This is a genomic window from Paenibacillus sp. FSL M7-0134 (genome assembly GCF_038007865.1).
Taxonomy (GTDB): domain Bacteria; phylum Bacillota; class Bacilli; order Paenibacillales; family Paenibacillaceae; genus Paenibacillus; species Paenibacillus polymyxa_B.
In genome coordinates this window covers 2,248,105-2,273,272 of record NZ_JBBOXV010000002.1, presented here as the reverse complement: position 1 = coordinate 2,273,272, position 25,168 = coordinate 2,248,105, and the positions used below count along the sequence as shown (strand labels likewise).

General features: G+C 43.0%; 19 protein-coding genes and 3 rRNA genes. 3 read left to right on the top strand and 19 right to left on the bottom strand.

Annotated features, from left to right (window positions below; genetic code table 11):
* Positions 1-61: 61 nt before the first annotated feature.
* The 8 genes from NSQ58_RS25815 to NSQ58_RS25780 all read right to left on the bottom strand — a co-directional run bounded on the left by NSQ58_RS25815 (position 62) and on the right by NSQ58_RS25780 (position 11,033).
* Positions 62-376: a PTS lactose/cellobiose transporter subunit IIA gene (locus NSQ58_RS25815; RefSeq protein ID WP_023988561.1), complete on the bottom strand. Its 315-nt coding sequence runs from the start codon at positions 374-376 to the stop codon at positions 62-64.
* Between the two features lie 58 nt (positions 377-434).
* A complete protein-coding gene (locus NSQ58_RS25810) occupies positions 435-752 on the bottom strand; it encodes a PTS sugar transporter subunit IIB (protein ID WP_023988560.1) in 318 nt (105 codons plus the stop codon).
* A gap of 133 nt (positions 753-885) precedes the next feature.
* Positions 886-2,808 carry a BglG family transcription antiterminator gene (locus NSQ58_RS25805; RefSeq protein WP_339202114.1) on the bottom strand — a complete coding sequence of 641 codons (1,923 nt, stop codon included), beginning with the start codon at positions 2,806-2,808 and terminating at the stop codon, positions 886-888.
* A gap of 318 nt (positions 2,809-3,126) precedes the next feature.
* The gene (locus tag NSQ58_RS25800) at positions 3,127-3,978 is read right to left on the bottom strand and encodes an alpha/beta fold hydrolase (RefSeq protein WP_341058472.1); all 852 of its coding nucleotides are present in this window, start codon (positions 3,976-3,978) and stop codon (positions 3,127-3,129) included.
* A gap of 277 nt (positions 3,979-4,255) precedes the next feature.
* Positions 4,256-4,372: ribosomal RNA gene (gene rrf, locus NSQ58_RS25795) — 5S ribosomal RNA — on the bottom strand.
* Between the two features lie 151 nt (positions 4,373-4,523).
* Positions 4,524-7,449 (bottom strand): 23S ribosomal RNA (locus NSQ58_RS25790).
* 404 nt (positions 7,450-7,853) lie between these two features.
* Positions 7,854-9,409, bottom strand: a 16S ribosomal RNA gene (locus tag NSQ58_RS25785).
* The 16S, 23S and 5S rRNA genes sit together here, the layout of an rRNA operon.
* 463 nt (positions 9,410-9,872) lie before the next feature.
* On the bottom strand, positions 9,873-11,033 hold the full coding sequence (locus tag NSQ58_RS25780) for a trans-sulfuration enzyme family protein (RefSeq protein ID WP_341058470.1): 1,161 nt from the start codon (positions 11,031-11,033) through the stop codon (positions 9,873-9,875).
* 235 nt (positions 11,034-11,268) lie between these two features.
* On the opposite strand from NSQ58_RS25780, the gene NSQ58_RS25775 reads away from it, so the two are divergent.
* Genes NSQ58_RS25775 through NSQ58_RS25765 form a run of 3 tightly spaced genes read left to right on the top strand, consistent with a single transcriptional unit; the run spans position 11,269 to position 15,239 of the window.
* Positions 11,269-12,888: a spore germination protein gene (locus tag NSQ58_RS25775; RefSeq protein ID WP_023988556.1), complete on the top strand. Its 1,620-nt coding sequence runs from the start codon at positions 11,269-11,271 to the stop codon at positions 12,886-12,888.
* Between the two features lie 9 nt (positions 12,889-12,897).
* Complete coding sequence (locus tag NSQ58_RS25770) at positions 12,898-14,100, top strand: Ger(x)C family spore germination protein (RefSeq protein WP_023988555.1); 1,203 nt, start codon at positions 12,898-12,900, stop codon at positions 14,098-14,100.
* A gap of 32 nt (positions 14,101-14,132) precedes the next feature.
* Positions 14,133-15,239: a GerAB/ArcD/ProY family transporter gene (locus tag NSQ58_RS25765; RefSeq protein WP_053325413.1), complete on the top strand. Its 1,107-nt coding sequence runs from the start codon at positions 14,133-14,135 to the stop codon at positions 15,237-15,239.
* A gap of 92 nt (positions 15,240-15,331) precedes the next feature.
* Here NSQ58_RS25765 and NSQ58_RS25760 read toward each other — a convergent pair whose 3' ends face one another.
* From NSQ58_RS25760 to NSQ58_RS25710, 11 genes are all read right to left on the bottom strand, one after another.
* Positions 15,332-16,033, bottom strand: coding sequence for a YetF domain-containing protein (locus NSQ58_RS25760; RefSeq protein ID WP_076295946.1), 702 nt, complete (start codon positions 16,031-16,033; stop codon positions 15,332-15,334).
* Positions 16,034-16,320: 287 nt separating this feature from the next.
* Positions 16,321-16,587, bottom strand: coding sequence for a metal-sensitive transcriptional regulator (locus NSQ58_RS25755; protein WP_013310304.1), 267 nt, complete (start codon positions 16,585-16,587; stop codon positions 16,321-16,323).
* A gap of 76 nt (positions 16,588-16,663) precedes the next feature.
* A complete protein-coding gene (locus tag NSQ58_RS25750) occupies positions 16,664-17,179 on the bottom strand; it encodes a DsrE/DsrF/DrsH-like family protein (RefSeq protein WP_049828400.1) in 516 nt (171 codons plus the stop codon).
* The gene (locus NSQ58_RS25745) at positions 17,176-17,766 is read right to left on the bottom strand and encodes a sulfurtransferase TusA family protein (protein WP_023988551.1); all 591 of its coding nucleotides are present in this window, start codon (positions 17,764-17,766) and stop codon (positions 17,176-17,178) included. Before NSQ58_RS25745 ends, NSQ58_RS25750 begins: the two co-directional genes overlap by 4 nt.
* Before the next feature lie 213 nt (positions 17,767-17,979).
* Complete coding sequence (locus NSQ58_RS25740; protein ID WP_076161218.1) at positions 17,980-18,507, bottom strand: TetR/AcrR family transcriptional regulator; 528 nt, start codon at positions 18,505-18,507, stop codon at positions 17,980-17,982.
* Between the two features lie 150 nt (positions 18,508-18,657).
* Positions 18,658-19,353: a DUF4309 domain-containing protein gene (locus NSQ58_RS25735; RefSeq protein WP_341058467.1), complete on the bottom strand. Its 696-nt coding sequence runs from the start codon at positions 19,351-19,353 to the stop codon at positions 18,658-18,660.
* Between the two features lie 120 nt (positions 19,354-19,473).
* A complete protein-coding gene (locus NSQ58_RS25730; RefSeq protein ID WP_023988548.1) occupies positions 19,474-20,100 on the bottom strand; it encodes an HXXEE domain-containing protein in 627 nt (208 codons plus the stop codon).
* A gap of 11 nt (positions 20,101-20,111) precedes the next feature.
* Positions 20,112-20,708 (bottom strand): TetR/AcrR family transcriptional regulator, encoded by a 597-nt coding sequence (locus tag NSQ58_RS25725; protein ID WP_341058466.1) that lies wholly within the window; start codon positions 20,706-20,708, stop codon positions 20,112-20,114.
* Between the two features lie 230 nt (positions 20,709-20,938).
* The gene (locus NSQ58_RS25720) at positions 20,939-22,171 is read right to left on the bottom strand and encodes an aminopeptidase (protein ID WP_341058464.1); all 1,233 of its coding nucleotides are present in this window, start codon (positions 22,169-22,171) and stop codon (positions 20,939-20,941) included.
* A 47-nt stretch (positions 22,172-22,218) separates the two neighbouring features.
* The gene (locus NSQ58_RS25715; RefSeq protein ID WP_071558766.1) at positions 22,219-23,808 is read right to left on the bottom strand and encodes an acyl-CoA synthetase; all 1,590 of its coding nucleotides are present in this window, start codon (positions 23,806-23,808) and stop codon (positions 22,219-22,221) included.
* 177 nt (positions 23,809-23,985) lie between these two features.
* On the bottom strand, positions 23,986-25,089 hold the full coding sequence (locus tag NSQ58_RS25710; RefSeq protein WP_341058462.1) for a hypothetical protein: 1,104 nt from the start codon (positions 25,087-25,089) through the stop codon (positions 23,986-23,988).
* Positions 25,090-25,168 lie beyond the last annotated feature (79 nt).

Here is a 25,168-nt window from a genome sequence, read left to right as displayed (position 1 = left end):
GTCCTCTCCCGAAGATGTAATTTCTTGTAGCGATGCCACTTCTATTTGGCTTGAACAATCTCTATTTTGAACGCTTATATAGCTCGATCATTTCTGTAACAAGCAGTGAAATGGTTTCTACACTCATGAGTTGGTCTTCTGCATGCATTAATATCAGTGAGAAATCAAGTTGCTCTCCATTTGCTTCTCTTTTTACTAATGAAGAATGCGCTCTATGTCCTTCTCTAAAAAATTGCTTTGACTCTTCTAACTTTCCTTCTGCTAATTGAAATTCTCCTTCTTTTGCCGCATAAAGTGCCTCAATTACTAAGCTTTTAGCTGTACCTACGTTACTAATAATGTTAAACGCCACCGTATAGTATTCTTCTTTTACCATAACTTCTCCCCTCTTATCTTTTATTGTTTAGTAACAAATTCTTAATTCAAATCCTTTGTTATTTGCTTTTTATTAACTGTAATGCATCTTCTAACACTTTTTCACCGTTCATCATACCGTAATGTTGCATATTAATAGCTTCAATAAAAATATTTTTATCTGCCAATTTAGTTTCTAATTGCTTTTTCAAATATTTCACCTGAGGCCCTAATAATATGACGTCTACATTTCTCTCTTTCAAAGTAAATTCAATTTCAGAAGCCGATTTGGCAAAAATATCTACTTTTATGCCTTTTTCCTCAGCTGTTTTTTGCATTTTCGTTACTAATAAACTTGTACTCATTCCTGCTGCACATACTAACATAATTGTATTCATAATCTTTTCCCCCTTAAATTCCTTCATTTACTGAACAACTTAAGTTTACAATTAAATCGCTTTCTTTTTAACCGAACCTTTTTCCAAAAACAATAGGAAACGTTTGTGGTGTAAAAAACGGCTCCTTGTTGTTTCAGTTTAGTAACTGCATGATTTCTTCCACGGAGTCTTTGGCAAGAATTCGTTGGACGATCTCCTTATTTTCTATAAGCGAACCGAGTTTCTTATACATGTTTTCTAAATCGACATTGTTTCCTTCTTTAATGTTTAACAAACAAATCAACTGTACCATTTGCTTATCGTTCCATCGAATTGGGCGTTTTAACGTACATATGGTCCAGAAAGTTTCTGTCGTAACGGGAAGAGTCGGATGTGGAATGGCTACTAGATTACCAAAACTTGTTGGAGCCAATGCCTCCCTTTCTAATACTAAAGATACATAATCATCAGGTACAAGACCTTGTTTAACCAACTTACTACTTAAAAAATGAATAACGCTTTCCTTTGTTGTTAATTCTTTTTTCACAAACACCCGGGATGGATCAAGATAAGTATGAGCTTCTCTTTGCTGTTCTGAAGAGGATAAGAGGTTCCTGATTCGATTTAGATCCTTATCATCTAAAAAGGTATTTACTACATAGACGGGTATCCCTATATCCTCTTTGATCGGAACTGTACTGATTATAAAATCTATAGAGGATAAATCGGCTTCTGCTAATTTATAATAACTGATTGTATTTACAATTTGTAACTTATTTTCAAATGAATTAATTAATCGATAATACAGTAATTTTGCGCTTCCGACACCTGAAGCACATACAATAATCACTTTTTTTATCTTGTTGTTTTTATTTTTCATTCTTTCTAAAGCAACTCCAATGTGTAAAGCTATAAAAGCTACCTCATGTTCTCCAACTTCTAAATTCAAAAAATTATTAATACACTTGCTGGCTATAAGAGCTCCTTCAAATGCCGCTGGATAATTTACTTTAATTTCATTTAATAAGGGGTTTCTAATATTCATTTTGTACCTAAGTCTGTTCATTGCAGGCCTAATGTGAAGTGTGAGTGCTTGAATGAATTCAACGTCATGATTGAAATCCCAATTTAATTCTTTCTGTAATTTATTCAGAATACAACTCACAATGGATCCGACTTCATCCAACTTACTGTACTCTGACAAACTTTCTTTTGGAAGCAATTTAGTACCTACCAAATGGGTAATAACATAATTGATCTCCGAATCAGGAAATAGCAATCCTGTAATGTCTTCTATTTCTTTGACAATTTCATGGGCCACTATTTCTTCGAAAGGGTAGTCTTTTTGTAAATATACCGACGGATTATCAATTAAAAATCCCTCTTCGATTCTCTTACAAGCAATAATTAAATGAATAGCAAGGTTTTCTAAAGAAATATCTGATATTTCAATTTTGTATTTGTTTACTTTTTCGATTATTACTTCTTTAATTTTCTTGTATTCCTTTTTATCAAATAAAGGAAAGTCCTCATGAGATTGATCGAAGTTTTCTTCTCTTTTGTATAAATAATTTGATAAACATGTTCGTTTCATAAATTCATCACCCTCTATATACAAGCCGTAGTGGGGGCGATTTACTAAATTCAGGTTGTACTTTTCCAGTATTTTTCGCACTTCTTTTAAATCGTTTTGTATTGTAGATTTAGATACAAACATTTCTTCTTCAATAGTCACTAATTTTATATAGCTATTTTCTAACAAGAAACGGCTCAACAAATAAATAACTCGGTTATCTTGTTCAGAAAAGTCAATTGTAGAATGACTGAGTTTATCATTAGTTAAGTCATTGAAATTTTGATTAAACAAATCTTTATCGGTAATTTTTATGTCGTATCCTTTTCCCCTAATCAATTCTAAATTTAGACCCATTGGAGCAGACTTAATTTGTATATACTTCAAATCATTACGTATGGTTCGATCACTAACATTTAATTCTTTAGAAATCCATGCAGCAGTAACAGGATGATTTGAACTAATTAAGTATAAGAGTATTTCTTTTTGCCGTTTTGAAAACAATCTTATCCCTCTTTCTTTAAACTTACTTATTAAATTTAAGTCATGGAAATGACAGACGGAGTGTCATTTAGAATTCACAGTATTACTAATTTTATTCTCTGTCAAACAAATCACCGAACATGGCAGTGACATCCGAAGAAAACACTCGATATAAGCTCTGTTTGGGCGCAGCATGAAGTCAATTGCTAATGACCTTATTAAACGTGATTACAAGTTTCGTCAACTCCATGTTATACGCCTTTCCTAAGCTCAGTTATGATCTTTGTTAACATCAAAAAAGTCGACTCCTTATTAAATAGGAATCGACCGTTTAAAATCCTAGTGATCTTCATTAATCCATTTGGCTAATGTTTGATCAAAATAATGTGGTTCTTCAAACATCGGGTTATGCCCACTATGTTCAAAAATCACCTTTTTCACGTTCTCGTAGGTGTCATCGACCCTATCCCATAATGAAACAGGTGCAACCAAATAATCATACCTTCCCAAACCAATAAATACGGGTTTATGGATATCCGCCAGGGATTGTATCAAATTCATGTTACCGAAAGCTTCTCCCCATAAGTAATCAATGATAGGCATGTTCGTGTACACATCATTCCACGTGTAAGCCGCGTCATAGGCATAATCATAAAAGCTTTGGGCTCCCATTCGTATACACATGTGAACAAACCTTCTATCAGGGTCTCTTTTGATATCTTCCTCTAATAAAACAATGTCCTTTTCAAAACGTTCCTTTCTTTCTGGACTGGCCGTTTCATAAAAGAATGAAGCGCTTTGCCGCTGTCTTTCCTGGCTGTTCGTAGGTACTGAATTTAAAAGCACCACTTTTTGAACATAGTCCGGGTATTGTTTAGCATATTCCAAAGCCATAAAGGCATGCCCGGAATGTCCTAATATGATAAATTCGTTTAGATGAAGGCATTGTCTTGCTGTTTCTATATCATTAATAACTTTATCCAAAGTATAGTCTTCTGGTTTTAAAGCTCGAGTCGGTTTTGCAAACCCTCTATGATCCAGAAAAATAAACTGAAACTTTTTATATAAATGGTCTGAAAATAAGCGAGGATAATATACACTACTGCCGATCACCAATATCGGCCTTCCGTTACCTGTTATAGCATATTTCAACTCAAATCCATCACTAATAACTGTTTGATAAGTGCTCATTTATAATCTCCTTTTCTTTTTTAAATCACTCCCTTTCCTTTGTGTAATTCCCTTGTATTCTCCATAGAACGTTCCAACACTTCAACTCACCTCAGAAAGTACATTTATTTTTATGAGAAAAGTTTAACATGTTTTTTTCAAAAACAAAACTGGTTTACTCTTGTCTTACTTGTCTTTACTTATGGGATTCATACTTCATTTTTGACAAGCACATCTTTTTGGAAACAAAAAAACCGCGATAATCGCGGTTTTTTATGTAGAGGTCATACTTTTATTTGCTTGGCGACGTCCTACTCTCCCAGGACCCTGCGGTCCAAGTACCATCGGCGCTGGAGGGCTTAACGGTCGTGTTCGGGATGGGTACGTGTGGAACCCCTCCGCTATCGCCACCAAACATGAATTTACATCGTAAATTCTTCCGTATGGTTATTCGGTTCATCACTTATCGTGTGAATGAATAGCCATGCGCTTATCATATGTCACTTGTACATACTTTCAAGGTTACACCCTGAAAACTGGATCCGAAACTCATTGCGTTTTATTCTTAGGATAAGCCCTCGACCGATTAGTATTGGTCAGCTCCATGCATTACTGCACTTCCACCCCCAACCTATCTACCTCGTCGTCTTCAAGGGGTCTTACTAATTGGGAAATCTCATCTTGAGGGGGGCTTCACGCTTAGATGCTTTCAGCGCTTATCCCTTCCGTACATAGCTACCCAGCGGTGCTCCTGGCGGAACAACTGGTACACCAGCGGTACGTCCATCCCGGTCCTCTCGTACTAAGGACAGCTCCTCTCAAATTTCCTACGCCCACGACAGATAGGGACCGAACTGTCTCACGACGTTCTGAACCCAGCTCGCGTACCGCTTTAATGGGCGAACAGCCCAACCCTTGGGACCTACTTCAGCCCCAGGATGCGATGAGCCGACATCGAGGTGCCAAACCTCCCCGTCGATGTGGACTCTTGGGGGAGATAAGCCTGTTATCCCCAGGGTAGCTTTTATCCGTTGAGCGATGGCCCTTCCATGCGGTACCACCGGATCACTAAGCCCGACTTTCGTCCCTGCTCGACTTGTAGGTCTCGCAGTCAAGCTCCCTTCTGCCTTTGCACTCTTCGAATGATTTCCAACCATTCTGAGGGAACCTTGGGGCGCCTCCGTTACTCTTTAGGAGGCGACCGCCCCAGTCAAACTGCCCACCTGACACTGTCCTCGCACCGGATCACGGTACCAAGTTAGAACCTAGATACGATCAGGGTGGTATCCCAAGGATGCCTCCCTTCAAGCTGGCGCTCAAAGTTCTACGGCTCCCACCTATCCTGTACAGATCGTACCCAAATTCAATATCAAGCTGCAGTAAAGCTCCATGGGGTCTTTCCGTCTTGTCGCGGGTAACCTGCATCTTCACAGGTATTAAAATTTCACCGGATCTCTCGTTGAGACAGCGCCCAAGTCGTTACGCCATTCGTGCGGGTCAGAATTTACCTGACAAGGAATTTCGCTACCTTAGGACCGTTATAGTTACGGCCGCCGTTTACTGGGGCTTCGGTTCATAGCTTCGCCCGAAGGCTTACCACTCCCCTTAACCTTCCAGCACCGGGCAGGCGTCAGCCCGTATACTTCGCCTTGCGGCTTCGCACAGACCTGTGTTTTTGCTAAACAGTCGCTTGGGCCTTTTCACTGCGGCCCCCTCGGGCTATTCACCCTACCGAGGCACCCCTTCTCCCGAAGTTACGGGGTCATTTTGCCGAGTTCCTTAACGAGAGTTCTTCCGCGCGCCTTAGAATTCTCTTCTCGCCTACCTGTGTCGGTTTGCGGTACGGGCACCTTCTCCTGGCTAGAGGCTTTTCTTGGCAGTCTGAGATCATGACCTTCGCTACTACAATTTTCGCTCCCCATCACAGCCCAGCCTTAACGATGTGCGGATTTGCCTACACACCAGCCTCACTGCTTAGACGGACATCCATCAGTCCGCGTCACTACCCTACTGCGTCACCCCATCGCTCATAACGGATTACGGTGGTACAGGAATTTCGACCTGTTGTCCTTCGACTACGCCTATCGGCCTCGCCTTAGGTCCCGACTTACCCTGAGCGGACGAACCTTCCTCAGGAACCCTTAGGCTTTCGGCGGATCTGATTCTCACAGATCTTTTCGTTACTCATACCGGCATTCTCACTTGAATGCAGTCCAGCGCTCCTTACGGTACACCTTCAACCCGCATTCAACGCTCCCCTACCCCTGATGCAAGCATCAAGCCATAGCTTCGGTGGTGTGTTTAGCCCCGTTACATTTTCGGCGCAGAGTCACTCGACCAGTGAGCTATTACGCACTCTTTCAATGGTGGCTGCTTCTAAGCCAACATCCTGGTTGTCTGTGCAACTCCACATCCTTTCCCACTTAACACACACTTGGGGACCTTAGCTGATGGTCTGGGCTGTTTCCCTTTCGACAATGGATCTTAGCACTCACTGTCTGACTCCCGGAACTAAATCTATGGCATTCGGAGTTTGACTGAGCTTGGTAACCCTTGCGGGCCCCGCACCCAATCAGTGCTCTACCTCCACGATTCTTTTTTCCGAGGCTAGCCCTAAAGCTATTTCGGGGAGAACCAGCTATCTCCGGGTTCGATTGGAATTTCTCCGCTACCCCCACCTCATCCCCGCATTTTTCAACATGCGTGGGTTCGGGCCTCCAGTGCGTGTTACCGCACCTTCACCCTGGACAGGGGTAGATCACCCGGTTTCGGGTCTACGTCCACGTACTCATTCGCCCTATTCAGACTCGCTTTCGCTGCGGCTTCAGCTCTTCACCTTAACCTTGCACGGGAACGTAACTCGCCGGTTCATTCTACAAAAGGCACGCCATCACCCATAGATCGGGCTCTGACTTCTTGTAAGCACACGGTTTCAGGATCTATTTCACTCCCCTTCCGGGGTGCTTTTCACCTTTCCCTCACGGTACTGCTTCACTATCGGTCGCCAGGGAGTATTTAGCCTTGGCAGATGGTCCTGCCGGATTCATACGGGGTTTCACGTGCCCCGCACTACTCGGGATCCGTCTCGGAGAGAACAAGTTTTGAACTACAGGGCTTTTACCTTCTCTGGCGGGCCTTTCCAGACCTCTTCATCTAACCGGTTCCTTTGTAACTCCATGTGAGACGTCCCACAACCCCAAGGAGCAAGCTCCTTGGTTTGGGCTAATCCGCGTTCGCTCGCCGCTACTGACGGAATCACTATTGTTTTCTCTTCCTCAGGGTACTTAGATGTTTCAGTTCCCCTGGTCTGCCTCTATTCTGCCTATGTATTCAGCAGAAAGTGACTGTCGATGAAGACAGCCGGGTTTCCCCATTCGGACATCCCCGGATCAAAGCTTGCTTACAGCTCCCCGAGGCCTTATCGTTGTTCGCCACGTCCTTCGTCGGCTCCTGGCGCCTAGGCATCCTCCGTGTGCTCTTTGTAGCTTAACCTAGACTTTTCTTTCAAAGAAAGAAAATGTCGATGTTCGATAAAGAATGATTTTTGCCAAAGGCAAAAGATCTTTCCTTACCTGCTACCTTTATTTCACTTGTTTACACAAGATCAGCTTAAAGGAATATTCTAAAACGCAATTTCGTTTCGGTATCCAGTTTTCAAGGTGCAATTCGCCTCTTCGAAGCGAAATCCGATGAATATTTCGATTCCACACGGATGTGTGAATGAAACATTCGTCGAAGCTTGAGAGTTTGAGCTCTCAAAACTGAGCAACGAGTGAGTAAGTTAAGGATATTCATTTCATTCACACAAACGTGATGAACCGAATTGAATATCCAGTCGCAGGTACATTGTACCTACTTATTTGAATGTTTCCATTTCAGGAAACGATTCTCCATAGAAAGGAGGTGATCCAGCCGCACCTTCCGATACGGCTACCTTGTTACGACTTCACCCCAATCATCTACCCCACCTTCGGCGGCTGGCTCCCTTGCGGGTTACCCCACCGACTTCGGGTGTTGTAAACTCTCGTGGTGTGACGGGCGGTGTGTACAAGACCCGGGAACGTATTCACCGCGGCATGCTGATCCGCGATTACTAGCAATTCCGACTTCATGTAGGCGAGTTGCAGCCTACAATCCGAACTGAGACCGGCTTTTCTAGGATTGGCTCCACCTCGCGATTTCGCTTCCCGTTGTACCGGCCATTGTAGTACGTGTGTAGCCCAGGTCATAAGGGGCATGATGATTTGACGTCATCCCCACCTTCCTCCGGTTTGTCACCGGCAGTCTGCTTAGAGTGCCCAGCTTGACCTGCTGGCAACTAAGCATAAGGGTTGCGCTCGTTGCGGGACTTAACCCAACATCTCACGACACGAGCTGACGACAACCATGCACCACCTGTCTCCTCTGTCCCGAAGGAAAGGTCTATCTCTAGACCGGTCAGAGGGATGTCAAGACCTGGTAAGGTTCTTCGCGTTGCTTCGAATTAAACCACATACTCCACTGCTTGTGCGGGTCCCCGTCAATTCCTTTGAGTTTCAGTCTTGCGACCGTACTCCCCAGGCGGAATGCTTAATGTGTTAACTTCGGCACCAAGGGTATCGAAACCCCTAACACCTAGCATTCATCGTTTACGGCGTGGACTACCAGGGTATCTAATCCTGTTTGCTCCCCACGCTTTCGCGCCTCAGCGTCAGTTACAGCCCAGAGAGTCGCCTTCGCCACTGGTGTTCCTCCACATATCTACGCATTTCACCGCTACACGTGGAATTCCACTCTCCTCTTCTGCACTCAAGCTCCCCAGTTTCCAGTGCGACCCGAAGTTGAGCCTCGGGATTAAACACCAGACTTAAAGAGCCGCCTGCGCGCGCTTTACGCCCAATAATTCCGGACAACGCTTGCCCCCTACGTATTACCGCGGCTGCTGGCACGTAGTTAGCCGGGGCTTTCTTCTCAGGTACCGTCACTCTTGTAGCAGTTACTCTACAAGACGTTCTTCCCTGGCAACAGAGCTTTACGATCCGAAAACCTTCATCACTCACGCGGCGTTGCTCCGTCAGGCTTTCGCCCATTGCGGAAGATTCCCTACTGCTGCCTCCCGTAGGAGTCTGGGCCGTGTCTCAGTCCCAGTGTGGCCGATCACCCTCTCAGGTCGGCTACGCATCGTCGCCTTGGTAGGCCTTTACCCCACCAACTAGCTAATGCGCCGCAGGCCCATCCACAAGTGACAGATTGCTCCGTCTTTCCTCCTTCTCCCATGCAGGAAAAGGATGTATCGGGTATTAGCTACCGTTTCCGGTAGTTATCCCTGTCTTGTGGGCAGGTTGCCTACGTGTTACTCACCCGTCCGCCGCTAGGTTGTTTAGAAGCAAGCTTCTAAACAACCCCGCTCGACTTGCATGTATTAGGCACGCCGCCAGCGTTCGTCCTGAGCCAGGATCAAACTCTCCATTAAAGACCAACCGAAGTTGGTTTATAGAAAAGAGCGATAAGCTCATTTTGAAACTGACGAGATAAAAATATCTCTTGTTTGCTTCCATTTTATACAGCCCGATGGCATGTACCAAAATTTCAGCGTTGGATTTTGTAAACAAAATCCGTACTCACTCGTTGCTCAGTTTTCAAAGATCAAATCAACAGCCGTTTAACTGGCTGGATATATAATTTATCACGTGTATACCTATCAGGCAAGTTGTAATATTTCCCAGTTTGCTAATTTGTATTTCTACACGTTGTAGTTTTTATTAAAACACTCCAACACACGGTAATTTACCTGGAGCAACCAATGCTCTCTTATCTCCTACTTAAACTGCAAAGTTGATCAGGTATAAACGTCATAAATCAGAAAAGCAGGTGCTCTTTATGTATTGGAGGAGCCGCTGCTTTCGCTTTTTTAGATAAAATACTGAAATGTTCGCTTAGCTTAAAGCTGTAGCCAAATCCTGTATCAAAAGTTCAGCAGGCTCATGCCCTACAGCCAGGCGGATAAGCGATTCAGGCATGTGTTGTTTTTTTAGACTCTGCTTATTGAAGCCGTAGTTTGGTGAGATCACCTGGCTCTCCATAGACCCCCAAGATACACCGATCCGGATCAGTCGCAGTTTATTGATCACTCTACATATATCCTCATAAGTCGAATCCTTTAGTTCAAAACTGAATAATCCAGCATACCCTTTGAGCTGTCTACATGCCAGCTTATGTTGTGGATGAGAAGGAAGTCCGGGATGATTCACTTTGGAAATGGACGGATGATCTGATAGAAAACGAGCAACCAACAGAGCATTCCTTTGATGGGCTTCCATACGGAGCGGGAGTGTTCTTAGACCCCGAATGAGTAGCCAGGCTTCAAAAGGAGCTAACGAGCCGCCAATCAACTCATACTCTTCAGCATACATACGGTATATTATCTCTTTAGAAGCGATCACTGCCCCTGCAATTAAATCATTATGACCACCCAAGTACTTGGATGCGGAGTGAACAACGATATCTACGCCCCATTCCAATGGTTTTTGGAAAAGGGGTGTAGCCCATGAATTATCTATGATTGTACGTATACCCTTTGCTTTGGAAAGCGAAGTTACCTCCTGAATATTTACCATATCGAATGTGAATGAGGTAGGAGACTCCATAAGAATAGCACGGGTCTGCGATTTGATGGCATCAGCAACTGCTTCCGTAGAAGTCGAATGTACGATTGTATAGTCTATATGGAACCTCTTTAAATATTGGGCTAGGCTGACGGAGGTTTCATATATGTGTCCGACCAGAATCAGATGGTCCCCTGCGGATAAGCTACACATTAGAGAGGCACTGATAGCAGCCATTCCGGAAGCAAAGCACTTGCAATCCGCCCCACCTTCCAGCGCAGCAATCATTTGCTCTGCAATCTGAACGGTAGGATTGGTTCCCCTCGAATAGACATAATGCTCCTTTTCATTATTAGCCGCTTCAGCATAATCTTCGTAAGTATCAAAGAAAAATGGAGCAGTCTCATAAATAGGAGGAGCAGCAGCCTTAGCAAAATACCCTAGTTCGTCCTCAAATCGGAGACAGATAAGCTGATCATCCGAGAAACTCAAACCTGATCACCACTTTCTAAAAAATTTCAAACCTATAAGAGGTAGTCTCCTCAATCCGGGACTCAAATATTCTATACGTCAAACTCTTCTAGACCCTATGCTGGTTGATTTGCGAAATTCGGATAATTATGAGGCTTCCAAATGTCTTTCACTAAGTATCCAATTCATAAAAATAGCGTATATTTTTGGGGTGCAGGGCAAAGATATACTTTATCAATAAAGAGGGGGTTCACTTGTGTTGACACGTTGGATTAGAAATGTTCTGAAACCTGGAAAAAGGTACACACAGGATATCGAAAAATCTAAACAGCAGGCCTCTTCAGAACCCATAAATCCATCATTAGCACATACTCTATCAATACTTAAATTAAAACTCGGACAAAGCTCTGATTTTATCATTCGTGATTTTTCCGAAAGTCCTGTCCATGCTGGACATCTCGCCGTTTGTTATATCGAGGGGCTGATTGACCAAAACTTGCTTTCCGATTTAATGGAGGGCTTAATTACAGAGCCGGTCTTCGCAGCTTCTTTTAAGCTTGAAGAAAATACCGCAGTTTCGCTAATAAAGAGAACAATCCCGTCAGGAAATATTCAAATGATACACTCGCAAAATGAAATTTATCAATCCATCCTCTCCGGTAATGCTGTCATTGCTATCGATGGAAGTACATATGCCCTGACAGTTTCCATCGCCGGCGGAGTAAGACGAGCTATTCAGGAACCCAGTACTCAAACCGTAGTTCGGGGTCCTAAAGAAGGATTTACGGAGGATGTCTCAACCAACATCACACTGATTAGAAGAAAATTGCGGACACCTGACCTTAAGTTTGAAAGTCATATTATTGGGCGATATACACAAACTAAAGTTATATTAGCTTACATTGAAGGTGTCGCTAATCCAGAAGTCGTGCATGAAATTACTAAACGGCTTCAATCCATTGATACAGACAGTATACTTGAAAGTGGCTACATAGAAGAATTCATACAGGATGAACCACTTAGTCTCTTTCCCACCATGCTGAACTCAGAGCGTCCGGATACAGTCGCAGGAAGCCTTTTAGACGGACAAGTAGCTGTTCTGATTGATGGGACGCCATTTGCTCTGATTGCACCTGTAACCTTCTTTAATTTCTTTCAGACGGCTGAAGACTACTACCAGAGATATGACATTTCATCTTTTTTAAGGGCTCTTCGTGTGGTATCTTTTTTAATCACTTTGTTGCTCCCTTCTCTATTTATAGCCCTGACGACTTTTCAACAGGAAATGATCCCTACCACGCTGTTAATTACACTGATGGCTCAACGGGAAGGAACTCCTTTTCCCGCATTATTGGAAGCATTAATGATGGAATTGATGTTTGAAGTAATTCGTGAAGCCGGTGTGCGAATGCCTAGGGTCATCGGGCCAGCCGTTTCCATCGTAGGAGCTCTAGTTATCGGGCAGGCAGCGGTGCAAGCCGGACTGGTCTCAGGTGCAATGGTAATCGTTGTTGCCTTCACAGCTATATCGAACTTTGTGATCCCATATGTCACCTTGGCTTCAGCAGTCCGATTGTTGCGGTTTGCTCTTATGCTAATAGCGGGGGCTCTGGGCTTATTCGGTATTCTGATAGCACTTATCCCCCTTTTAGTTCATCTTGTATCACTCAAATCATTTGGAGTTGATTATTTTATGCCCTACAGCCCCTCCTTTAAGTCCAATATGAAGGATCTTGTCATTAGAGTACCGTGGTGGGCTATGAAAACAAGACCAAATGGAAAATCAGCTTCCAACAAAACCAGACAGGCAACTCACCAATACCCTGCCATTTCAGATGAAATTAGAAATGATGACAAGTCTGATACCGAAAAATAGGAGAGATCAATGGTGAGCCAATTTAGAGTTAGTTACGTTCTGTGTATTGCAGGATTATTACTTACAGGGTGCGTGGATCGAACAGAATTGAATGAATTAGGCATCACAACAGCAACTGGAATTGATGGACATCAAGGCGACTGGATCAATACTTATCAAATCATCATTCCATCAGCTATGACGACTGGCTCAGGTGGTTCTTCCACGGGGGCATCGCAAAGCGCTGTACATACTTTTTCTACACATGGAAAAACACTAAGAGAGACCGTTACGAAGAGTAGTCTGGAATACCCACGTAAATTGTATTTTGCTCAAAATAATGTAATCGTTATTGGAAAAAAAGCAGCAGAACAAGGCATTGAAGAAATTATTGATATTTACCTCCGTAACCTTGATTCACGGGAAACTGTAAAAGTATTTATTGCCAACGGAGAGGCTCGTGATTATTTAAAAAAGCTTGTACCACCAGAGAAAATTCCCGGTCAAGCTTTAGAAAATATTATAGAAAAAAACAGAAGATATGGATCGATTTATCCATCCGTATCTATGTATGAATTTATTTCGAAAATTAGCTCCGATAGTGGTGCAGCCGGAGTTCCAGAAATATCTCTTGAGGGCTCCGAGCCGGAGAAACTAGATTCTGTTGATGTGTTCAAGGAAACATCCGCTAAAAGTAAACTTAAGTTGTCGGGCCTAAGCATTTTCCGGAAAGACAAGAGAGTCGGACACCTAAATGAAAAGGAAAGTATAGGGGTTTCATGGTTAAACAACCAGATTAAAAACACCACTATAAACTATGTGGATGGGAATGCTACGGCTGCTTTCCTCATCCGGAAGGCCAAGGTTAAGATTACGCCAATAAAGAACTTAAATCATTTTTACCTAAACGTTGACGTTAAAACTACCGGAGATCTTTTGTCAGCCTCTTCGCAAAGAGAAATGAAAAATATGCAAAGTATAGACCAATTGCAGAAGCAAGCAGCAGAAATTATCGAGTTGCAAATCCGGGAAGGCTGGAAAGCCTTACAGCAAAATAATATCGACCTTATTGGTATTGGGAATAAAATTCATCAGAAGAACCCAAAAGACTGGAAAAAAATAAAGGAAACGTGGCCTAAGGAGTTAGCAAACATGGATATAAAAATAAATGTAAAAATGAAACTTGCACGTCCAGGATTATTTGGAGAGTCTTTTAACGAGCTATTGAAATGAATGGAATAAACAGGCAGAGGTGAATTGAAGCAATGCGTCAAAATTCAATCCGAGTATCAGAGCTGATCATTTGTATGTCTTTGTTTGAAGTTGGAAGTACAACTTTGTTTTTAATGGGAGCTGAAGCAAAGCAAGATGCTTGGTTAGTCATGTTGATAGGCGCCTTAGCAGGACTACTTCTGTTAATGCTCCATCTTGCTATCCATCATCAAGACCCTGAATTAGATTTGTTCATGTTGTTTCGCCGTTACATAGGAAAATATGTGGGTACAACGATTAACCTGCTTTTTGTGATGTACTTCACATATGAAGCTTCTCGGAGCTTACGCGATTTAGGCGAGGTGACAGTCCTGGCTTTGCTACGCCAAACCCCCTTGTGGCTCATCATGTTGATCACAATCATGGTTGTATCCAATACGATTCGTTACGGATACAAAGTATTGTTCCTATTTTCCTTATTCCTTTTCCCTTTTTTTGTACTTGGATATACTATAATTACTATACTAATTCCGGCAACCGGTCTCTTTCACTTTGAAAATTCTCTTCCGATTCTAGAGGAAGGATGGAAACCCATTTTTAAAGCCGCTATTCCTGAGCTTATCTCCTTTCCATTCGGACAGATTGTATTATTTCTTGTATTTTATCCGCTTGTACATAAAGACCGGAATCTCACAAAAACTGTGATCTTTGCCTATAGTATTACCGCCCTTTCTCTGATATTTATCAATCAATTGAATATTTTTGTTCTCGGACCTAAGATCGCCGTAGATAGTACACTTCCTCTGTTGGAAGCCGTTCAGTTGATTGAATTGGCGGATGTGTTCGAACGAATGGATGCCCTTTTCACCTTGCTTCTTTTTCTTGGATTGATCATCAAAATGTCCTTATTTTTTAATGGCGCCGTGATAGGACTTGAAAAAATAACTGGAGTCGGATTTAAAAAGTGGATTTTCCCCCTTGCAGCACTTATTTATGGGCTTTCTTCTTTGTCCCCTAACTTTACTCATCACATGGTAATCGGTCGAAAAATTGTAATTAATACTTGGTTCCCTATTTTTCAGATTGTACTCCCTTTGTTTCTGTTTACAGTTATTATTATTAAAAGAAGAAAAAAGACAAATAAACAGTCCTCTTCATGAGAAGATGGTAGTTCAATACCCCAAAGTTCTGCCTCTATCTCAGTAGCTACACCATACACGGTAAGAAGCGCAGAACTGTAGTAGCCTATCATTCAAATTTTATGATGCTTTTTCTCTTTCATCGGCACGATGTGAAGTGTTCCATCCTCGCTAAACTCTGCGTAGGCGATTTCGTCGATACTATCATATCCCTGCTCGCGCACCTTTACTTTAATCTCTTCAATATCGATTGACTTCCCACGCATAGATTCGTGCAGGAGCTTTCCTTTATCAATGACTGTAACAGAAAAAAGGTCAGGCTGTGCATCTATTCCCATATCCTGAGCGGCGGGTGGCTCGTATTCGGGTTTGCGCATGACTGACAATGAACCATTCGTTTCTAACGTGGCGTACCAGACCTCACGAAGAGAAAAAATATTTTGCTGGCGTAGCATGGAGAGCAGCTGGGTAAATTCTATATCATATTTTTCAAGCATCTCTTGATTGACCTGGCCCTTATCCACGAGTAGCACTGTTCGACCTTCTGCCATATATCCAAATTTCACAAAACGGGTCGTCGCCTTTTCAAAAAAGTAGGCCAGCGCGCACCATAGTGCCAAAGCAAATAAAAGCTGCCCAATGGTCACCTTATCGTCATATAACGTATTTCCCACAATTTCGCTTAACACCAATGATGTTAGGAAATCGAGTGGTGTTAACTGACTGAGTGTTTTTCGACCTGTAATAAAAGTAATGATCCACAAGCCAAAAAAGCTGATGATCAATTTGACACCAATCGTAACAAATACCTCCATAAATAGGCCTCCCGGAAGAAGTTGTTTTCCTTATGTGTTATTTACACCTGTCTACCTCAGCATAAACAGAGGGTTATTCCTAAAATGTCCGATTAAAAAAGCCCGCTACCAACTAGAGGCAGCGAACTTTAATTATGGCTAGTATATAATCTTAATCTTTCAGATGTTTATCAAAAAACTTCTTAACAACGTCCAATATATGTGGCTGGGTAAAGGCAATATGCCAGCCCCCATAATTTTGTACATAGTAACATCATTGCCCGCTAGCATGGACTCTGGAGACATGATTATCTACTTTTCACAAGAAGCTGAATCGCTTCTTTAACCAGCTTATCCGTGTCTCCTCCTGCCTCTTGCTCTTCCAATATACATCGTTGCAGATTCTCTGCTACAATTTGGGCAATCGCTTTATCTGATGCGTTACGTACGGCAGATAACTGGCTAACGACGTCTTTGCACGATTTACCTTCATCCATTAAACGAAGTACCCCACGTACCTGTCCCTCAATCCTCCTCAGGCGCGTTTTCAGTTCATCACTGTAATTGTAATCCATAAGTAATGCACTCCTTTTTTGACTTACCATATACACGTATAGGTATATTATAAACCAAAAAAATAAATAGGATACCCTAAATAAATAGATTCACCTTCCCCTGCGAAGCATCCCCCAAGTAGGCGGCTACTCCAGCATATTCCAAACCGTCGATTAGCTCTTCTTGCTGCAGTCCTAACAAATCCATGGTCATGGTACAGGCGACGAGCTTGATCCCCTGCTCTCGTGCCAACTCTATAAGCTGCGGCAAGGAAAGCGCATTGTGCTTTTTCATGACATGCTTGATCATCTGTGGACCGAGTCCGGCAAAATTCATTTTGGATAGTGCAAGCTTTTTGGGTCCACGAGGCATGATCCAGCCAAAGGCTTTTTCGAGCATTCCCTTATTGGTGCTCACGATTTCATCCTTGCGCAGCGTATTTAGCCCCCAAAAAGTAAAGAAAATAGTTACTTCATGATCATATGCTGCCGCTCCATTCGCAATAATGAATGCAGCAATCGCCTTATCCAGCTCCCCGCTGAATAATACAATCGTTGTTTTGGACTGAACATGTTCTTGATTATTTGTATAAATTCCTGCTGTCGTACTCATATGGATTCGCTTCCCTTAGTTTCTCCAGCCCATTCGGATATGCCTGAAAGCACAGATTTGACTTTTTTAGCGCCTTTGGAAACTAAGAACTGACAAGCCATTTCACTGCGTGCTCCAGCTTGGCAAATCACTGCGATCTCTTCTTCCAAGTTCAGCTCAGAAAGTCTGTTCTCCAGTTCGCCAAGAGGGATGTGCTTAGATCCAGGGATATGTTTAAGCGCAAATTCAGCGGGTTCACGAACATCAAGCAAAATGAAGTTCTCTTTTCCAGAACATTTTGCTTGTAGCTCTTCATGGCTTATCGTAGAAGAAAATATTTGCTCCTTCTTCACTTCAGCCGGATTTGCTTTGCGTAAATAATGTCGCATTACATCTCCTTCTTGGAGGGTGCCCAAATATTGATGTCCGGTGTTTTTAGCCCAGCTCTGAAAATCGGCTAATGAACCTTTGTCAGTCGCCTGAACCTCTATAATCTTTCCGGGAACGAGCTCATTCATAGCCTTTTTTGTTTTTACAATAGGCATAGGACAAGCTAGCCCTTTGCAATCAAGAATATGATCTGCTTGGATATTGTTAGTTGATGACATTCTATAACCTCCGTCTTTTTTTTGAGGGGACTTAGTTTAGTTAAACCTCTTTATACATATACCCCTATGGGTATTAGAATAACGAGACTCGCTTCTCTTGTCAACTTATTTGGCCGTTTTTTCTCAGAAGCAAATGAAATCATGTCTTGAACAAAATAAAATTAAAAGCAAAAAAAGCCGCGCAAAAACGCGACTCTAATGCATAAACCAAAATTAATCGTCTTTTTTCATCAGTTCTGGTAGATCCAGCGACATCGAAATATTACACAGCATACCTCTGGAGAGAAAAAGCATCGTTCTTTCCATTGCTTGTTCAATACCTGCCCGTCGGAAAGCATCATAAACCGTCGTATGAATTTCACGGAATCCTTGCTGCATCACGCTTACAACCTCATCCTCGCGGATCGTCTGCGCCTGCATTTGCAAAAGTGTTTCATTGCGGTATTCCATCATAATTTGCGAATAGGCTGCAATTAGCTCTTGCTCGAGCTGTTCAGATGAGGCCGAATGAATAACTCTGTGAAAAGAGTCTATGATACGTGCAAATGAAACCTTCAAGGCTTCAACAAGCAACGCTTCCTTGGTAGCGAAAAAACGAAAGACATAGGGCTGAGAAATATTGGCCCGTTCCGCAACTTTGGCTGTTGTAGCTCGGTAGTAGCCCATCTCTGCAAACACTTCAATGGCAGCAGATATGATTTCCTTTTGGCGATTTATAGATGTTGACGTAGCTTTAGCCATATTTTTTTCATCCTTTAATTTAGCACAGTTTTCTGATTAGTGATTAATCAATTACAAATCAGTATAAACGACATAACCTAAAAATGCAATGAGTTTGAACAAAGTCGCCTCCGCAATTCTGACGGAAACGACTCTGTTATATACATCCAATTATGGCGTCTTAGAGTTAAAATATAATCGGATATAATTGACCTTTTGCGTTTTGGTTTGATAGGAAAATACTAAATAATAACTAAGTCCTGATGTGTTATTGATCGTATAATTAGCTTCTGCTGTGTCAGGTATGTCTCTAGAGGTGTCAACGGTTTCCGTAGGTTGGCCCAATTCGTCAACAACTTGTTTGATAAGCAACTTCTTATAGTCTGGATCGGAAGATGTGATTTCTGTAACTTTATCGCTTCCATCCAGCACGATGTCTGTATGATACTTAGCGTAGCTTCTCATAGGACCTGTAGAACCTGACTCAGATTTCCCCCACAGCTCAAATAACAGATCGCTGCTAGTTCCCAAGCCAAGACCTTTAGGCAAATTCGGTAAGGTCCCCTGCTTGGCTGCGCTGAATAAAGCGGCTGCGGAGCTGTGTTTACTGTGAGATGAAGCTGTACTACTGGCAGGTTCTTGATGGGTAGAGGTTGTGCCTTGCCCATTAGTATTGGGATCCGTGTTTTGATCTGTAGAACTAGCAGGCGGTGTGACTGTTTCTGCTTTAGTAGGAGCAGTTGATTTTGCTTCCCCGCTATTGCTGCATCCTGTCATCACAGCAAAACCTATAGCCAAGAAAGCACTAGTGGTGATTAGCTTGCAAGCCAATTTTTTACGATCATAAGATTGATGTGTATGCTTCATTATAAGATCACTCTTTCCTTGTTCATGGGTACAAAGCAAGTGTAACCGAACCTCGTTTCCAGAATACCTCTACTTGTATCCAACTTGTAAACAAGGATATTGATGATTTTCTAACATACCCTATTTACGACCGTAAGCTCCCAGCTGTTGTTTAGAAAAGGAGTAAGGAGAGTCACTCTTCTTCAACCATATATTTCCTTTAATGATGAAAATGTATACAGCAAAAACAAAGTAGATCGTACCCGCAATCCAGTCTATTGCCGTTGGGATGTCTCGCTGTACTATTTCATGAATATACCAGATTCCGACTGGAACATGCAGGAGAAGTGCCGTAAACAAGCCAGGATTATATAAGGTTTTTGCTTTAATATTGACAACGATACCGTGCCAAACGACCTGAAAGAATCCCATAAAAATTGGTGCGAGTCCAAGCCAGACTACTTGCGGGAACCATACGGGGAGCAGATAAAACACGTAGGCAATTGCCACATTGATAATCATCGCTGATTGAGTGTTTAAGGGGTAATGATCCGGTGTATCACTTTTAAACATAACATTGTTAAATAAACCAGCAAAATATCCAGGCCAGCGGTACTCCTCAAATTGATGAAATAATATAGCTACAAAACTCAACCATAACATGCCTGTTATATCCGAAAGGATAGCTGGATTCATAAGTAAAACAATACATACAACCACACCGATTATAGCCCCTGCATCTTGCCAATATTTTCTTAAAAAATTCATATTAGTCACCCCTATGATTTATTTTGATCAAAATATCTTTCGAACAGCAGATTTAATTGTTCCTCTATTGAAGGTATTTCCACAACTGCCCCTGATTCAAGAATCGGACTCATCAGTGCAGGCAGAAAAATAGCTCCAAATATTTGCAGCATCATCGCTAACAAGCGCTCCGGCTGTTGCTCACCTGTCAGCTCCTTGATCGTGCTCTGAACCTTTGGAAATCCCATGATGTTTAAAAACCTTCCGTATTCCTGTTGAGATGTAAAGGGCGTGCTGCCCATGGCAATAATTCGCGAAAGAAGCTCTGGATATTGACGAATGACCTGTAGATAGTTAAGTAAAAATTGTTTCAGTCTATCTTGGGGGGGCATCGCTGTATTGTCCAAAATAGAAAAGGTGTGCTGAAAGCCATTTAATATCACTTCAATAGCTTCACTGAGCAGATTTTCCTTGGAGCCAAAATAATAATTAACTAAAGAAATATTAGTAGCAGATAGGTCGGCAATTTTTCTGATTGTAACCGCTTCAAAACCTTCCTTTTGAATAAATTCCAGCGTAGCGTCTAAGATTTTTTCTTTGGTTTGTTGTTTTTTGTCTGGGTGATTCATGTTTTTCCTCCTCCTGTTTCGTCCAATCATAACGGATGAATGAAATGGGACGATTTTATGTAAATGACTTTTCAAACAATAATTAAAACGTTGTTTAAATTACTGTTTGAACTCAGTTTAGCACTTTATATTTCACAAAACAAGGAGCAATTTGAGATTTAGGGAATAGAAAAACCCGCATAACGAATGAGATCGTTTGCGGGTCGATTGAATGGAGATTGAAAAAAGGCCTAAATAGCCCAATTTCCTTTGCGGAACACGGCTTCTTTGCTTCCGTCTTGCAATTCGCCGTCAATATCCAGTTCAGCTGAGCCGATCATGAAGTCCACATGAGTCAGGCTGACATTGGCACCGTTCTGGAGCAGCTCCTCCCGGTTCATTTGTGTCCCATTTTCCATATTAAATGGATACGCACTGCCTAGAGCCAAGTGGCAGGAGGCATTTTCGTCGATACCTGTATTGTAAAAAATGCGATTGAGATTGGAAATCGGTGAATCGTGCGGCACCAGTGCAACTTCTCCCAAATAGCTGGCCCCTTCATCCGTAGTGAGCAAATGAGTCAGATGCTGCTCGCCGGATTCTGCTGTATATTCAGTGACTTTACCGTCCTTAAAGGTAAACGTTATGCGATCCACCAGTTGTCCATTTAAATTGAGTGGCATGGTACTTGTGACATGACCATTCACACCTGTACGCTTAGGCATCGTGAACACTTCTTCTGTCGGCATATTCGCGACAAAATAATCTCCGTGCTCGTTCTCACCACCACCGCTGCGCCAAATATGACCGTCAGCCAGTTCAATTCTCAAATCTGTTCCTGGTGCACGATAATGGAGGCTTTTATACTTTTTATGATTCAGCTTGTCTTGTACCTGTTCAAGGTTTTTCAAATGTTTCTGCCAATTCTGAATAGGATCAGAGCCATCTACACGATTCATTTGGAAGATTGTATCCCACATGACACGTATACGATCCTCTTCTGCTACATCGGCAAATACTTTATCGGCCCAAGCCTTCGTCGGCGCTTTAATCAAACACCAGCTAATTTTATGATTTCGGGTATATTTGGAAAAACCTTCTCTCGCCGTAGCAGCCGCCTTGGTCGCACTGGAAACCTTTTGTGGATCAATGCCTTGATATAAATCCGGGTTCGGCACTTTAATCGTTAGTGTGGCTCCTCCCTCTTCGGCAAATTTCTCCATCATTTCTGCCTTCCAAGCAGGATAGTAATCAAAGCTGGCTTCGTCACCATGTTCAAAACGACTACGTGTAATGGAATCATCCTCAAACTCTACCTGTACATATTTAGCGCCTGCTTCATAGGCTTTACTGACAATCAGGCGTGTAAACTCAACAGTTTCCAGTGGTGCAGTTACCAAAAACACCTGTCCAGGCTGAATGTTAACCCCTACTCTTACGACCAGTTCTGCGTATTGCTCCAACAATGATTCAAATGTACTCATTTTTCCACGCTCCTGTTCCGTTTTGATTATATTGAATGATTTCATCACTACAGTACGGATTGCTTCTCCAGTTCACGCAGCTCCACTCTTCGTATTTTGCCCGAGCTAGTTTTAGGAAGCTCTTGAATAAACTCTATTTTTCGTGGATATTTATAAGGCGCCGTCCATGTTTTCACATGATGTTGCAGTTCCTTCACTAACGCCGGTGATCCTTCTACCCCAGCTTTGAGTACGACAAAAGCCTTTACAACATGTCCACGGATTTCGTCAGGGCTGGCTACGGCAGCACATTCCTGCACGGAGTCATGCTTCATAAGCGCTTCCTCTACTTCAAAAGGACCAATAGTATAGCCAGAACTGATAATGATATCATCACCACGTCCTTCGAACCAGAAATATCCATCCTCGTCTTTGCGAGCCCGGTCTCCCGTAACAAAATAATCTCCGTGGACACTAGCTAATTTGCGTTCTGGATCATGGTAATACGTATGGAATAATGCCGGCAGATCGGCACGCACTGCAATATCTCCCACTTGCCCCGGAGCCAGCGGAATGCCATCCTCGTCTACGACCTCAACGAGTCCCGGTGCAATGGATTTGCCCATCGAGCCTGTACGCAGAGGTGCATCCTTTAAATTACCAATAATTAATGTGCTCTCCGTTTGACCATAGCCGTCACGAATCGTAATGTTGAATTGCTCCTGAAACTTGTTAATGACCTCCTGATTGAGAGGCTCTCCCGCAGAAACTGCGCTGCGCAATTGGGATAGATCATATTGATCCAAACCATCCGTTTTCGCCATAATCCGATATTCTGTCGGCGTACAGCACAACACTTGGATTCCATACTGCTGCATAAACTGCAAATACCGACCTGGACGAAACGGACCATTATATACGAATCCGGTCGCTCCATTTCCTAGTACGGATAAAAACGGACTCCAAATCCACTTTTGCCATCCCGGTGCAGCTGTAGCCCATACTATATCTGAAGCTTGAATATCCAACCATGGTGATGTTATCCGCAGATGAGCATATCCCCAGCCATGGCTATGTACAACACCTTTAGGATTTCCTGTGGTGCCGGAAGTATAGGCCAGAATGGCCATGTCGTCACGGTGCGTCTTCACAGCTTCAAAAGTATCTTCCTGTCCATCCATCAGCTCATTCAGCACGAGCCAGCCAGATACATCTGCCGTGTCGTCCCCGGAGACCACGATGCGATAATCCAGAGCAGGCAAATCATCATTTATTTTGTCCACTTCGCTTGTTACTCCGGTCCAGGCAATGACTGCGCGCGCTTCTGAATGGCGAAGACGAAATGCAATATCCTTGGCACGTAGCATTTCTGAAGATGGAATGACAGCAAGCCCAAGTTTCAAGCAGGCCAGATAAATTACATACGCAATAATACGCCGTGGTACTACGACCAGAACTCTGTCACCTTTGTTAAATCCCAGATTTGCGAGTCCTCCAGCCAGTCGGTTAGCCTTTTTCAACAGCTCTCCATAGGTGATTTCTTCGTATTCTCCTGTCTCACTCAGCCACTTGAGTGCGGTTTTACCAGCATCATGGTGTTCCATTTCCGAAGTCATATTGTAATATTCAGGCGCAAGCCATTGTTGTTGATCTGTCAAATTATACCTTCCCCTTTATACATAAGATGAGATCCACTTTCTTACTGTAGTATAACACGTCTTAGTACCAGGTTCTAATACCAGAATCATTTTTTTGGAAAAAAATAAATTTGGTAAAGCGAACGACAAAAAGAAAGAGCCTAATTACAGACTCTTTTTCTTCACTACTATCGTGATTTACAACTGGAGTTCTACCACTGTAGAAGCCGCTTCCTGACCGTTTACGAGCAGTGCAATCCGGTGCGCTCCCGCATAATGGCGACGAGTGGTCAGGTCTGCAAAACGGTGTGTCCGTGTACCTGTAAGATGGGTTCCTCCAGGGACCGTTTTGTCAGATAGCAAAAACAGTTTACGTGAGACTTGTCCTCTCGCCTTCACAAAGTCGATGCCGTACTCGATGCGGACTCGTACCGGGTCACCTTCACGAAGCTGAAGCGCGTAGCTTAACTCACAGCTATCACCAAGCTTTAGCATGGCAGGGTCTGTGGTGAAAGAGGCTCCCGTGACTAACGGCGCCCCGTCTGTTACATCCGCATAGCCGAACATTGCCATCACTTCGGGGATGGATTTGCGAATCAGGGTCCGACAGCCATGACGCACAATCCAGTCGGTGTCAGGATGTGTTCCTTTCCACCGTTGAGCCGTAGCAATGACCACATCAGGATGATCCTTGGCAATATCGTTCAGGTTGTTGGCTACACTTTTACGTACATATAGTGATGGATCGGCCTTCAGTAGTTCCAATACGGCCAATACTGGAGCAGGATCGCGTTTAAACACAGGCAACGCCTGTCCCCAGGGTAGCCGTGGACGACAGCCTTCGCTGGCAAGTCGGCGGACGTGTTCACTTTGTTGTCCGGCCCAGGTCGTCATCTGCCGCATCATCCGTTCCGGTTCACGCAGAAGGAAGGGTCTCACGGCGAACTCCGCAGAGGACTTAGAGGTGAATCGCTCCAGTGCCTTCATGGACAGTTCCCAATGCTCTTCTCCCTGCCCATACACCTCCACAAAATCGGGGAAAAACAAGTATGGAAAACCACTGCAATGCTCGTCTATAGCAAAAAGAATATCCAGAGCTTCTTCATATTTACTGGGCAAAAATGCCCCTAATGTTAACGAAATACGTCGTATTCGTTCTTTTAGCTCCAGTTCATCCCATTTTTCATCCATCACTTGATGGATGAATCCGTTGGTATCGAACGGCCTGTACGCAGACTGTACTTTTTCACCGAATAGTTGAAGAAAATTCTCCGTGTACATATTTTTTAAGGGCTCGGCCATTATATATCTCCTTTTGTATGAGGTTGAGAGAATTGTAGCAAGGCATACTAAAAATGCCAAGTCCTATGGTTAGGACCTG

What these genes read in the sequence shown, in the direction of transcription:
- NSQ58_RS25815 (WP_023988561.1), bottom strand. Translation starts at nt 376, where the DNA reads ATGGTAAAAGAAGAATACTATACGGTGGCGTTTAACATTATTAGTAAC.
- NSQ58_RS25810 (WP_023988560.1), bottom strand. Translation starts at nt 752, where the DNA reads ATGAATACAATTATGTTAGTATGTGCAGCAGGAATGAGTACAAGTTTA.
- NSQ58_RS25800 (WP_341058472.1), bottom strand. Translation starts at nt 3,978, where the DNA reads ATGAGCACTTATCAAACAGTTATTAGTGATGGATTTGAGTTGAAATAT.
- NSQ58_RS25770 (WP_023988555.1), top strand. Translation starts at nt 12,898, where the DNA reads ATGGTGAGCCAATTTAGAGTTAGTTACGTTCTGTGTATTGCAGGATTA.
- NSQ58_RS25765 (WP_053325413.1), top strand. Translation starts at nt 14,133, where the DNA reads ATGCGTCAAAATTCAATCCGAGTATCAGAGCTGATCATTTGTATGTCT.
- NSQ58_RS25760 (WP_076295946.1), bottom strand. Translation starts at nt 16,033, where the DNA reads ATGGAGGTATTTGTTACGATTGGTGTCAAATTGATCATCAGCTTTTTT.
- NSQ58_RS25755 (WP_013310304.1), bottom strand. Translation starts at nt 16,587, where the DNA reads ATGGATTACAATTACAGTGATGAACTGAAAACGCGCCTGAGGAGGATT.
- NSQ58_RS25750 (WP_049828400.1), bottom strand. Translation starts at nt 17,179, where the DNA reads ATGAGTACGACAGCAGGAATTTATACAAATAATCAAGAACATGTTCAG.
- NSQ58_RS25745 (WP_023988551.1), bottom strand. Translation starts at nt 17,766, where the DNA reads ATGTCATCAACTAACAATATCCAAGCAGATCATATTCTTGATTGCAAA.
- NSQ58_RS25740 (WP_076161218.1), bottom strand. Translation starts at nt 18,507, where the DNA reads ATGGCTAAAGCTACGTCAACATCTATAAATCGCCAAAAGGAAATCATA.
- NSQ58_RS25735 (WP_341058467.1), bottom strand. Translation starts at nt 19,353, where the DNA reads ATGAAGCATACACATCAATCTTATGATCGTAAAAAATTGGCTTGCAAG.
- NSQ58_RS25730 (WP_023988548.1), bottom strand. Translation starts at nt 20,100, where the DNA reads ATGAATTTTTTAAGAAAATATTGGCAAGATGCAGGGGCTATAATCGGT.
- NSQ58_RS25725 (WP_341058466.1), bottom strand. Translation starts at nt 20,708, where the DNA reads ATGAATCACCCAGACAAAAAACAACAAACCAAAGAAAAAATCTTAGAC.
- NSQ58_RS25720 (WP_341058464.1), bottom strand. Translation starts at nt 22,171, where the DNA reads ATGAGTACATTTGAATCATTGTTGGAGCAATACGCAGAACTGGTCGTA.
- NSQ58_RS25710 (WP_341058462.1), bottom strand. Translation starts at nt 25,089, where the DNA reads ATGGCCGAGCCCTTAAAAAATATGTACACGGAGAATTTTCTTCAACTA.